14 protein-coding genes are annotated in these 11,412 nt (G+C 51.6%); 13 read left to right on the top strand and 1 reads right to left on the bottom strand.

Features of this window, described 5'->3' with window-relative positions:
- The first annotated feature begins 48 nt into the window (after positions 1-48).
- The 4 genes from PJE062_RS26310 (at position 49) to PJE062_RS04965 (ending at position 2,610) form a co-directional block, all read left to right on the top strand.
- Positions 49-573 carry a hypothetical protein gene (locus PJE062_RS26310; RefSeq protein WP_143508329.1) on the top strand — a complete coding sequence of 175 codons (525 nt, stop codon included), beginning with the start codon at positions 49-51 and terminating at the stop codon, positions 571-573.
- An 84-nt stretch (positions 574-657) separates the two neighbouring features.
- The gene (gene hemG, locus PJE062_RS04975) at positions 658-1,206 is read left to right on the top strand and encodes a menaquinone-dependent protoporphyrinogen IX dehydrogenase (RefSeq protein ID WP_037036264.1); all 549 of its coding nucleotides are present in this window, start codon (positions 658-660) and stop codon (positions 1,204-1,206) included.
- Between the two features lie 145 nt (positions 1,207-1,351).
- Positions 1,352-1,969: a glutathione S-transferase family protein gene (locus PJE062_RS04970; RefSeq protein ID WP_008547508.1), complete on the top strand. Its 618-nt coding sequence runs from the start codon at positions 1,352-1,354 to the stop codon at positions 1,967-1,969.
- An 8-nt stretch (positions 1,970-1,977) separates the two neighbouring features.
- Positions 1,978-2,610 carry a glutathione S-transferase family protein gene (locus PJE062_RS04965; protein WP_008547480.1) on the top strand — a complete coding sequence of 211 codons (633 nt, stop codon included), beginning with the start codon at positions 1,978-1,980 and terminating at the stop codon, positions 2,608-2,610.
- A gap of 56 nt (positions 2,611-2,666) precedes the next feature.
- Here the strand turns inward: PJE062_RS04965 and PJE062_RS04960 are convergent, their stop codons facing one another.
- On the bottom strand, positions 2,667-3,332 hold the full coding sequence (locus PJE062_RS04960) for an outer membrane protein (RefSeq protein WP_008547496.1): 666 nt from the start codon (positions 3,330-3,332) through the stop codon (positions 2,667-2,669).
- A gap of 394 nt (positions 3,333-3,726) precedes the next feature.
- Here PJE062_RS04960 and PJE062_RS04955 point away from each other — a divergent pair, with 394 nt between their 5' ends.
- The 9 genes from PJE062_RS04955 to PJE062_RS04915 all read left to right on the top strand — a co-directional run bounded on the left by PJE062_RS04955 (position 3,727) and on the right by PJE062_RS04915 (position 11,298).
- Positions 3,727-4,713: a calcium/sodium antiporter gene (locus PJE062_RS04955; RefSeq protein ID WP_014286726.1), complete on the top strand. Its 987-nt coding sequence runs from the start codon at positions 3,727-3,729 to the stop codon at positions 4,711-4,713.
- A gap of 101 nt (positions 4,714-4,814) precedes the next feature.
- Positions 4,815-6,848 (top strand): excinuclease ABC subunit UvrC, encoded by a 2,034-nt coding sequence (uvrC, locus tag PJE062_RS04950; protein WP_008548049.1) that lies wholly within the window; start codon positions 4,815-4,817, stop codon positions 6,846-6,848.
- A gap of 83 nt (positions 6,849-6,931) precedes the next feature.
- Positions 6,932-7,963: an endonuclease/exonuclease/phosphatase family protein gene (locus PJE062_RS04945; protein WP_157039065.1), complete on the top strand. Its 1,032-nt coding sequence runs from the start codon at positions 6,932-6,934 to the stop codon at positions 7,961-7,963.
- Between the two features lie 49 nt (positions 7,964-8,012).
- Positions 8,013-8,702 (top strand): HAD family hydrolase, encoded by a 690-nt coding sequence (locus PJE062_RS04940; protein WP_008548154.1) that lies wholly within the window; start codon positions 8,013-8,015, stop codon positions 8,700-8,702.
- A 117-nt stretch (positions 8,703-8,819) separates the two neighbouring features.
- Positions 8,820-9,455 carry a thymidine kinase gene (locus tag PJE062_RS04935; protein ID WP_008547956.1) on the top strand — a complete coding sequence of 212 codons (636 nt, stop codon included), beginning with the start codon at positions 8,820-8,822 and terminating at the stop codon, positions 9,453-9,455.
- 27 nt (positions 9,456-9,482) lie between these two features.
- Entirely contained in the window at positions 9,483-9,764 is a 282-nt protein-coding gene (locus PJE062_RS04930; RefSeq protein WP_008547613.1) for an HlyU family transcriptional regulator, read from the top strand.
- 117 nt (positions 9,765-9,881) lie between these two features.
- Positions 9,882-10,454: a CDP-diacylglycerol--glycerol-3-phosphate 3-phosphatidyltransferase gene (gene pgsA, locus PJE062_RS04925; RefSeq protein WP_008547678.1), complete on the top strand. Its 573-nt coding sequence runs from the start codon at positions 9,882-9,884 to the stop codon at positions 10,452-10,454.
- A gap of 60 nt (positions 10,455-10,514) precedes the next feature.
- Positions 10,515-10,766, top strand: a complete 252-nt coding sequence (gene moaD, locus PJE062_RS04920; RefSeq protein ID WP_008547358.1) for a molybdopterin converting factor subunit 1 — start codon at positions 10,515-10,517, stop codon at positions 10,764-10,766.
- Between the two features lie 46 nt (positions 10,767-10,812).
- Complete coding sequence (locus tag PJE062_RS04915) at positions 10,813-11,298, top strand: molybdenum cofactor biosynthesis protein MoaE (protein ID WP_008547460.1); 486 nt, start codon at positions 10,813-10,815, stop codon at positions 11,296-11,298.
- The last annotated feature ends 114 nt before the right edge of the window (positions 11,299-11,412 follow it).

Genomic DNA, 11,412 nt, shown 5'->3' with positions numbered 1-11,412 from the left:
CAGCCTTCTGCTGTTCAAGACCAGCCAGCCTTTCCGTGGAGAGTGTTAATGCGCGCGAGATCAATCCTCACACTATTGACTGCAACTGTATTGAGTGTTGCCACTGGGACGACATTTGCCGCTGATCTTGTCCCTCCGGGAACCTATGACTCCAACATCCCTCAGATAGACAAGGAAGACTTCATCGATCCAGATGAGAAGGTCTATTTCGGATGGTCCGGCGACTACCTTCCGGCCTGCGACTCCGGCAAAGCCCAACGCGCTGTTGCCCGCCAGATCGCCCGTGCAGTGCCCAGCTACTATGGTGGATTGCAGATCAAGCTGATTGAAGACATTCGCGAGTCCGAGTTCACAATCAGAAGACCCAGTCCCGTTGGACGACGTTACTGCAATGGCATCGCCACACTGACAGACGATGCCCGCTACCGAATTTATTACGCACTCGTACAATACGATGGCTTCCTTGGCATTTCGTGGGGGGTCAAAGCGTGTATCGATGGCCTCGACAAGTTCCGAGTCTACGACGGCGAATGCCGAACCGTTCGCCCAGAACAGGAAATCATTCCGCGCTAACAGCCTTGCTACATCATGCCTCGTAGGACGAAGAAAGCTGGAGATCTATAATCCATCCAGCTCAGTCCTACGGGTATGCAGTTGATGAAACACTATCTCGCCTACGCAAGCCATGATGGCCAAACCAGAAAAATAATTGGCAAGATCTCAGAGATTCTTGAACTCAAAGGAGAAAAGGTTGTCTTCCTCCCCCTTGTAACGGGGATGGAGCCACTCCCCTCTGATCTGCACGATGCCAGCATTCTGATCGGTGCGCCCATCCGCTACGGCTTTCATCTCAAGCCAGTACGCCAGTTCGTGCAGCAAAACCTAAGCGAACTGAATGCAGCTCATACAGCCTTTTTCTCAGTCAACCTGACAGCTCGAAAAGCCGAAAAGAGCACACCAGAAACCAACGCATATCTCAGGAAATTCCTCGAAAAATCAAAGTTCCAGCCAAAACAGACTGCTGTCTTTGCAGGTGCGCTCAACTACCCTGATTACAAACCGTGGGATCGCCTAATGATCCAACTCATCATGAAGATGACCAATGGTCCAACAGACCCATCTCTCTCCATCGAGTTCACGGATTGGCAAGCCGTTGAGCGCTTTGCAGAAGAACTTGCAAGTCCACGAGAGGCACGGGCACTTTAGCAGTGAAGTCACTTGCATTATTGGAAGAAACACGGATATCGTGCAGACCACTCAATTCTCCTAGAGCGCCTCCCCGAAAAGTAATTCCGGTTTTCGGACAAGGATGCGCGTAACAACATGATTTAGTGTTTTACAGGTGGCTGCCATGCAAACTCTTCGTTCCTCCAGCGCTTCTCCTTTTGGTCGCAAAATCAAGCTCGCGCTGTATGTGTTAGGCTTCGCAGATAAAGTGAACGTGGAAGTCGCTAAGACACTGGATCCAAACGATACGCTGCGCCAGCAAAACCCGCTCGGCAAGATCCCGTGCCTCATTCTAGAAGACGGCAATGTACTCTATGATAGCCGCGTGATCACCGAGTATCTGGACTACATGGCCGGCGGTGAAAAGCTGATCCCTGCCGGTGCTGAACGCTTTGATATCCTCACCAAGCAAGCCCTTGCAGATGGCATCTGTGATGCAGCTATCCAGATCGTCTATGAAGGCCGTATGCGCCCTGAAGAGAAGAAGCATCAGGATTGGGTAGACTACCAGCAGGCCAAAGTAGATCGTGCGCTCACAGCCTTTGAAAACACCCCACTCCCACAGGTTCAGCACAACTCACCAGATGCCGCACAGATCGCTCTGGCTTGCGCGCTCGGATATCTTGACCTTCGCTTTGCAGGCGAATGGCGCAAGTCCTATCCAAAACTCGTCGCTTGGCTTGATGACTTCGCCTCCAGCGTCCCAGCCTACGACAAAACCAAGCCTGAGCCAGGAGCATAAGAGCTGCAATGATCATCCTTCGCACATCACCAACCTCTCCTTATGGGAGGAAGGCTCGCATTGCTGCAGCTGTTCTTGGTCTTGAAGATCAGGTCAAAGTCGATTGGGCAGACACCCGAGCTTCTGAAGGATCTTTGTACGAGCAGAACCCGCTTGCAAAAGTCCCGACACTGCTGCTGGAAAACGGCGAGATCGTTTACGACAGCCGCGTTGCACTGGAGCTGCTCGACACGCTCGCAGGCGGCGGCAGGATCATCCCAACAGGTGAAGCACGCATCTCTGTACTGACAAAACAGGCAATGGCGGACGGCATTACGGATGCTGCTATTCAGGCACAGATCGAAACCAGAAATCATCCGGAAGAACACTGGAACACAGTCTGGATCGAGCGCCAACAGGGTAAGGTCAACCGCACACTCAAAGCGTTTAATGACCAGCTGCTTCCAACGCCAGCACAAACCAATGGCATCCCAGACTGCGCTCAAATCGCTCTGGCGTGTTCACTGGGCTATTTGGACTTACGGGCCAACGGCGACTGGCGCCACGAATATCCGGAGCTCGTACGCTGGCATGACGCCTTTGTGGAGCAGGTGCCTGCCTACAATGAAACACTGGCACCAGAGATGCTCGAAAGAAGCTAAAACAAAAAAAGGCGCATGCCAGAAGCATGCGCCTTTAATGCAGAAAATCCGTTCAATTAGAACTTCATGGACACGCCTGCGCGTACCAGATTTTCGTCGATCTTGGTTTTTTCAGTAGTACCACCGAAGTCAAACTTCTGGTCGCCGAAATCCTGATAGAGGTATTCGAGGCGAGCAGTCAGAGTGTCGGTTACTGCGTGTTCAACACCAGCACCTACAACGTAACCAATCGCAGTTTTCTCATCTTTGCCTGCAGAAGATTTTGCAGTCAGGTCTTTGAATGCAGCACCACCTGTACCGTATACGAGGGTACGGTCGAGAGCGTAACCAGCACGAGCGCGAACAGTCGCATTCCAGTCAGACTGCAGCTCTACGCCAGCGCTTTTCTCTTCAAGGTCATTGTACTGAATGTCAGCTTCAGCACCCAGCACAACGCTAGGAGCAACCATGAAGTTGTAACCAGCGTGAACGCCTGCAGTTACACCGTTCTGGTCGTCATCCAGAGCACCGGATGCACCGCTTTTGCCATCGGCGCTGAGGAAACCCCAACCAGCATTGGCACCAATGTAAGCGCCGGACCAGTCATACGCAGAAAAGGTCGCTGGTGTTTCATAAGAAATTTCTGGCTGACTTGGCTGCACTGGCTGAGGGAGGTCAGCAGCAAGGGAAGTGCCGGCCATCAGACCGAAAGCAATAGCGGTACAAGACGCAATACGCAGCATGTATCATTCTCCAACAAATATAGGCGGAGCGCATGAAGCGCATCCGCTGGGGGAAGGCGATCAAATGAGACCGCCCCGGGATGGAGAAAGGTATGATTTGACTTTGTGGCTGGATCTGACGCGAATTCTGGTTAATTCAAGGCAAACTACAGAAAGAATATGGCGACTTTGACAACCTATTGTTTACGCTAGGTAATATATACTATTTGAGTGGCCTTTTTACTATACACAAGCTGTGATCATTTCTGCCGACTGAAATTTTTGCAGAGATCAGGTATCAAAAGTGATCTGAGACACTTCAAGAACGCCGCAAACCTGTCTATATACCCGGTCAGACTCTTGTCTGCCCCCTTCGGTGTAAACAAAAAACCATATATAATTGGAATTTCAGCCTATGCTTTTCTCATATGCTGCCCTCCTCGGAGGTCTCGCACTCTTGATCTTTGCCGGTGACCTGCTTGTACGCGGCGCTGTGTCAATTGCTCAGGCATTGGGAATTCCAACACTCATCATTGGCTTGACCATCGTCGCCTTTGGTACCTCTGCACCAGAACTCTTCATCTCTCTGAAGGCTGCCTTCGATGGCGTAAGCGGCGTTGCAATCGGCAATGTTGTTGGTTCTAACATCGCCAACGTTCTGCTCGTGCTCGGCGTCCCTGCCCTCATCGCAACAACACCGTGTGATGAAAATGGTGCTCAGAGAAATGCCTTGTTCATGCTGGTGGTCTCCGTAATCTTTGCAGCACTCTGCTTTATGGGTACCCTTACCCACTATGCAGGCATCGGCCTTCTCATCTTGCTCGCAATCTTCCTCGGCGATTCCGTTCGCGCAACGAAGAAGCACAAGAAGGAAAACGGTTCCTGCTGCACGACAGACTCCGACGATGACGAAGAAGACGATCTCGACGTCGATTCCGTACCTGAAAACAAAGGCATTGCAGCCCTTTTCCTGATCCTCGGCCTCATCGGCCTGCCACTCGGCGCACAGCTGACCATCTCAGGCGCAACCGACGTTGCTTCTTCCTGGGGTGTTTCTGATGCCGTGATCGGCCTGACAGTCGTTGCCCTTGGCACTTCCCTGCCAGAACTCGCTACAACCGTGATGGCAGCGATCCGTCAGCACTCCGCAGTCGCACTTGGCAACGTCATCGGCTCCAACGTTTTCAACCTGCTCGCTATCATGGGGATCACGGTCACCGTTATCCCGATCCCGATCCCGGAACAGATCCTCGTCTATGACATCTGGGTCATGCTGGCCTGTGCCGTGCTGCTCTACATCTTCGCAGCCAAGCGCCTGTGCCTTGGCAAAGCATGGGGCATATTCCTAAGTGTTGCTTACGTCGCTTACATCTACGGCGTATTTGCTCTGGATTTCATCTAAGAGACACAACTAAAACGCTTTTGAGAGAACGCACCTGCCGTTGAATCGGATAAGGTGCGTTTCCATATTTTACTTCTGAACATACCGAGAGCGAACGGACCATGGCCAAAGACACATCTGACATGCCTGCCCAAGCAGAAGACAATGTCGATGTGCCTGAGAGCACTCCGGAAATCCAGTTCGAAAGCAATGCCTCTCCGCGCAAGCCGGGCGTAAAAGGCGTTGAAGTCATCGCTGATTTCGTCAAACGCCTGCCACTTGGCCCTGGCGTCTACCGTATGTTTGATGAGGATGGCGAAGTCCTCTACGTCGGTAAGGCCCGCTCTCTCAAAAAGCGTGTGACCAGCTACACGCGGCTGCAAGGACAATCCAACCGCATCATGCGGATGATCATGGCAACGGCTGCCATGGAGTTTGTCGAAACCCGCACAGAGCCTGAAGCCCTGCTGCTGGAAGCAAATCTGATCAAGCGACTACGCCCTCGCTTCAACGTGCTTCTGCGTGACGATAAATCCTTCCCGTACATCCTGATCAGCGCCGATCATGAAGCCCCTGCCCTGATCAAACATCGTGGCGCGCGCATCAGAAAAGGTGACTACTTCGGCCCATTTGCTTCCGCAGGTGCAGTAAACGACACCATCAACGCCATGCAGAAGGCGTTCTTGATCCGCAACTGTTCTGACAGCTATTACTCAAACCGCTCACGCCCTTGCCTGCTCTATCAAATCAAACGCTGTGCAGCACCATGCACCGGCGAGATCTCGATCGAAGACTACAAAGGCCTTGTGGCTGAAGCAAAGTCCTTCCTCTCCGGCAAAAGCCAGCTCATCAAGCAGGAACTCGCTCAGGCCATGGAGAAGGCCTCCGAGAACCTCGACTTTGAACAAGCCGCAGTCTATCGCGACCGAATTGCAGCACTCTCTCACGTTCAGAGCCATCAGGGGATTAACCCGCAAGGCATCGAAGAAGCTGACGTCTTCGCCACCTATCAGGAAGGCGGCCAGACATGCGTTCAGGTCTTTTTCTTCCGTACAGGACAGAACTGGGGCAACCGCGCTTACTTCCCTAAGGCCGACAAAAGCTATGAGCCCTCTGAAATTCTGGAGAGCTTCCTCTCCCAGTTCTACGAGGACAAACCACCACCGCGTATGGTCCTGCTTTCTCATGACCTCGAAGAACAGGATCTGCTGGCAGAAGCCCTGACAGCCCGCGCAAACCGCAAGGTTGAAGTCGCAACACCAAAACGCGGAGAAAAACGCGAACTGGTGGAACATGCGCTCACCAATGCCAAAGGCGCACTAGGCCGCAGACTTGCAGAAACCTCAAGCCAGTTGAAACTCCTAAAAGGCGTTGCCGAAGCCTTTGGATTGGATCGCACCCCGCGCCGCATCGACGTCTTCGATAACTCCCACATTTCGGGAACCAACGCGGTCGGCGGAATGATCGTTGCTGGTTCTGATGGCTTTGCAAAAGGCCAGTACAGAAAATTCAACATCAAGTCGGAAGACCTGATCCCCGGCGATGACTACGGCATGATGCGAGAAGTCCTCTCCCGCCGCTTTGCACGCCTCCAGAAAGAAAATCCGGAAGGTTACGAACAAGCTGCACGCTTCAAAGCGCAGTCCAAAGCGAGCCAAGAAGCCAAAAGTGATGAGCAGGACATCGCACCTTCAAACGCCGACATCCCCGCATGGCCAGATCTGGTTCTGATCGATGGTGGTAAAGGGCAGCTGAGCGCTGTGCGTGAAACGCTGGAAGAAATGGGCATCACCGACATCCCACTCGTCGGCATTGCAAAAGGCCCGGACCGCGATGCAGGCCGCGAAAAGTTCTTCGTCACCGGTGAGCAAAGCTTCATGCTGCCAGAGCGCGACCCGGTTCTGTATTTCGTCCAACGTATGCGAGATGAAGCCCACCGCTTCGCCATTGGTTCTCACAGAGCCCGTCGCAAAAAAGCTATTGTTGCCAATCCACTGGATGAGATTGCTGGCATCGGCCCGGCAAGAAAGCGCGTTTTGCTCCGTCATTTCGGTACGGCAAAAGCCGTCTCAAAAGCAGGCATCGATGATCTAAGAGCTGTCTCTGGTATCTCCGAAAGCATCGCCAAGCTGATTTACAATCACTTTCACGAATAATCACGGGATAACGCATTGTTTTTACAAATAGAAAACCACTCTGCGCTATTCTCGATAAAATTTAACAGCCAAAGGTGAAGGCAGTGCGGTCAGACAGGATATTTTTAAAGAAGAAGCAAAATACCCCAATACTGCTTCATCTGGTCCGTGCCGGAACGCTTGCTGTCACCTTCCTGCTTCTGTTCTCTCTGGTTGCGCCGGGCAATCTTCTCAGCGAAGCAGCTGCTTTCTTCATCCCACAGCTCATCGCAGCAGGTTTTATCGGTCTGCTGATCTGGCTTGTCATGGCCAGAAGACTGCATTGGCTTCATCTGCTGTGCCTTCTGGGCTTGATTATCTCCAGTTTCTGGATGGTCACCAGCATTCGCCTTGTCAGACAGCCCACCGCTATTCTGGAGAACCATCCAGAAGCTAAGAGCTTCGACGTTATGAGCCTCAACCTCCTGCATATGCAGTTCGGGAAAGAAGCTCTGCAGGAACTCATCGAAAAACGCCAACCTGATCTGATCGTGTTCCAGGAAACAGCAAGCGCAACACCACGCCTTCAAGCATTCCTGAGAGAAAACTATCAGTACGCGATCCTGCCACCTGAAAAGAAAGACACCGACCTCACAGTCTTCAGTAAGTTCCCGTTAGAAAACTCAAAGCGTAACCTTGTACCAGGGCTGGGGTTCAACGGTTACATTCCCCGTGAGTTCTTGAGCGCAGACGTCAATGTTAATGGCCGGAAAATTCAGCTTTACGCAATCCACCCAGCAAGCCCGCGCAGCAAACGTCGACTGAATGGTCGCACAACCTATGTGGATTATGTGTCCAAGCACATCCAAAAACATCGGACAGATACACCCATTATGGTTTTAGGGGACTGGAACACTCCGGTCTGGTCAGATACCTTCCAGAAGTTGCTGGCTGATCTGAAGCTGAAAACAACATTCACAAGCTTCGTTCCGCAGACCACGCGATATTTTATCAATCCATTCCTTGGAAAGGTGCTGGGATCTAAAGTCGATCACATTACCTCTTCTGAAAAAATAATCATCAAAGATCTTATGATTGGCGAAGACGTCGGCTCAGACCATTTTCCAATCTTCGCAACACTTCACATATTACCTTAAAGTAAGGCTATAATAACTTTCTAGGAACTAATCCGGAGGGAAACTTGGAATGCCACGAGAATTGCTCATATCGTTCGACGCAGACCAAACCCTCTTTGACTTTCAACGCATTCTCGATGAAGCCCTGATCACCACTGCAAGTTTTCTCAGTCATTACTCAGAGAAACCCATCACCCCCAGGCGACTGAAAAGGATACGGCAGTCGCTCGCGGAAGACGCAGATCCCAACAATATCCGATTGCTAGAAATACGAAGAGCCTCATTTGAGCAAGCCCTTAATCCACTGAGCAATGCTAAGGAGTTATCCGAGCAGGCACTGGAGATCTTCAAAAGAGTCCGATTTGGTGACCCCTACTTCTATCCCCATGTCAAAGAAACACTCGCGACGCTAAAGCGAAACTACAAAACAGCGCTAATCACCAACGGCAACTCTTGTCCCAAAAGCGCAGGGATCGCCCACCTCTTCGACTTCGTGGTGATGGCAGAAGAATACCCCTACAGAAAACCAGACCCTCGCCTCTTCGATGCCATGCTCTCAATGGCCGGGATGAGCCCGGACAAACTCATTCATGTCGGAGATTCTCTGGAACACGACATCGCAGGTGCAAATAATATCGGCGCCACATCCGTCTGGTTTAATCCCCTTCATCACGACAACAGCTCTCCTGTCCTGCCAGATCATTCCATCGCCTGCATGAGAGAATTACCTAGTTTGGTAGCTGGATACGCCTCCCGCTGAAAGTTTGCCACTGAACCTTGTGAGTAACCTCCCATGGTTCTGGCCTCACTCGCGAATCCATGTATGAAGACCTAATCAGATTGAACGCGATGAGGCGCTCTGCGCCGCGAAGGGCCAATGGCAAAACTATATTTCAATTTCTCCGCAATGAATGCTGGTAAGTCCACTCTGCTGCTGCAGGCCTCCTACAACTATCAGGAACGTGGCATGCGCAGCCTGCTGTTCACAGCAGCGCTCGACAACCGCACCAAGGTCGGAGAAATCTCGTCGCGTATTGGCCTCAAATCAGACGCTCTGATCTATGACACCGAGCTTGATCTGTTCGCCTGCATCGAAGAGCAGCTCAAAGAGCAGCAAATCAACGCCGTCTTTATCGACGAAGCGCAGTTCCTAACAGAAGATCAAGTCTGGCAGCTCGCCCGTGTTGCTGATCACCTCCGCATTCCTGTGATGGCATATGGCCTTAGAACCGATTTCCAAGGCAAGATGTTCCCAGGCAGTGCCGCGCTTCTTGCAATCGCAGACATCCTTCGCGAAGTCAGAACCATATGCTGGTGCGGCTCTAAAGCAACCATGGTGGCGCGTATGGATGAGAGCGGCAACATTGTTGAAGAAGGCGATCAGGTTGTCATCGGCGGTGAGGAATCCTACATCTCGCTCTGCAGAAAACATTGGTCCATGCGCAAACTTGGCGAGCCAACTGAAAACAAGGATGCGCTCGCAGACATCCTGTGCGAACCTGTAGACCACTGAAACCACGTTTAGTCTGGGAGAACTACCATGGGCTTTTTCTCACGTCTGTTTGGCGGCAACAAAGACGAAAACTCAACTCCAGCTGCAAAGGCAGAAGAGTTCGAGGGTTATCTGATCTATTCTGAGCCATCCCGCCGTGGTGGCCAGTGGCAAACCGCAGGCCGCATCACCAAGCAGTTTGGTGAAGAGACCAAAGAACATGTCTTCATCCGCGCAGACACGCATGCTTCTGAAGATGAAGCAAAAGAGTTCTCTTCGCGCAAGGCAAAGCAGATCATTAAGGAAATGGGTGATGGGATGTTTACATAATCCCACATACTCCCCCAAAGTCCTGCACAAATACGCGGGCCACAATTGACAGGACCCGCTTGGATGTGCACACCCTGAGTATGAGCGCTTGTTAGCCGCGTAAACTTGAAGGTCCATATGTCCCGTAAGCTTATATTTTCGCTTCCAAATATTCTTACTTACGGCCGCATTGCTGCTGTGCCAGCTCTGGCTGTGTGTTTCTATTTCCCGACCCACACTGCACGCTGGATTGCATTAGGTATCTTCTTCGTAGCTGCCATCACGGATTTCTTTGACGGATACCTCGCCAGAATTTGGCAGCAACAGTCCGCACTGGGTCGCATGCTCGATCCGATTGCTGACAAACTTCTTGTTTCAGTTTGCCTCCTTATGTTGGCATGGGATCAGACAATCGGAAACTGGTCCATCTTCGCAGCAATCATTATTCTCTGCCGAGAAATCCTTGTTTCTGGCTTGCGTGAGTTCCTTGCTGAGCTTCGTGTTTCAGTGCCCGTTACCAAACTGGCTAAATGGAAAACCACTGTCCAGCTCATTGCACTTGGCTTTCTATTGGCTGGTCAGGCAGGGGACGTCATCTTCCCGTACACCACTTCAACCGGCATCGTGCTACTTTGGGTCGCAGCGATTTTGACCCTATATACGGGCTATGACTACTTCCGCGCTGGAATTGGCCATCTGATTGAAGACTAATTCCTGTAAAAGACGAGGCTTCCACTTAAAGGAAGCCATATAAGACCGGGGCTCAATCTCATGAAAATTCGTTATTTCGCTTGGCTGCGTGAACGTACTGGAACCTCCGAGGAAACCATTGAGCTTCCGGAAAACGTCAAAACGACTGGTGAGTTAATGAGTTGGCTTGCAGCTCGCGATGAAGGCTATGCCTTCGCGTTTGAGCAGCCAGAAACCATCCGCATTGCTGTTGACCAGGAACACGTAGAGGAAGACCACGTTCTGACTGGAACGGAAGAGGTTGCATTCTTCCCGCCAATGACAGGCGGTTGAGGAACACTTCTCCTTCTTCCAGCAATTCCGAAAGTCTGCGAATACCATGGCAAACAGCACCACAGAGTATACAGTCCGCGTTCAGGCTGAGGATTTCGATGTTCTTGCAGAGACCGAAATCCTCACCAAGGGCCGCAAAGATGTTGGCGCAATCGTAACATTTACAGGCCTTTGCCGTGACGAAGGCGGCACACTCGAAGCCCTTGAGTTAGAGCACTATCCGGGGATGGCTGAGGCTCAGATCTCCAAATTTGCGCAGCAAGCCGTGGAACGCTGGCCGATCACCGGCCTCACCATCATTCACCGTTTTGGCAAAATCCCACCGGGTGAGAACATCGTGTTGGTCATTGCAACCAGCCCACACCGCCGTGCAGCATTTGAAGCCGCCGACTTCCTGATGGACTTCCTGAAAACGCAGGCGCCCTTCTGGAAGAAGGAACATCTTAAAGATGCTTCGGAAGGCACCTGGGTTGAAGCCAAAGCAGCAGATGATGCAGATGCAGCCCGCTGGAATGAAGAAAAAGCCAAATAACTTCAGCATCTCATAAACATGCATCACGCAACAATGGACTGGCACTTGCCTTGACATAGCCATGTTTGCCAGTTCAAATAGAAGCTAATTTAAGTTTATTAGGTCGCAATCGCG

Source organism: Pseudovibrio sp. JE062 (assembly GCF_000156235.1).
In the GTDB taxonomy this organism is placed as follows: domain Bacteria; phylum Pseudomonadota; class Alphaproteobacteria; order Rhizobiales; family Stappiaceae; genus Pseudovibrio.
The sequence above is the reverse complement of the archived record's forward strand: the minus strand, read 5'-3'. Positions and strand labels throughout refer to the sequence as shown.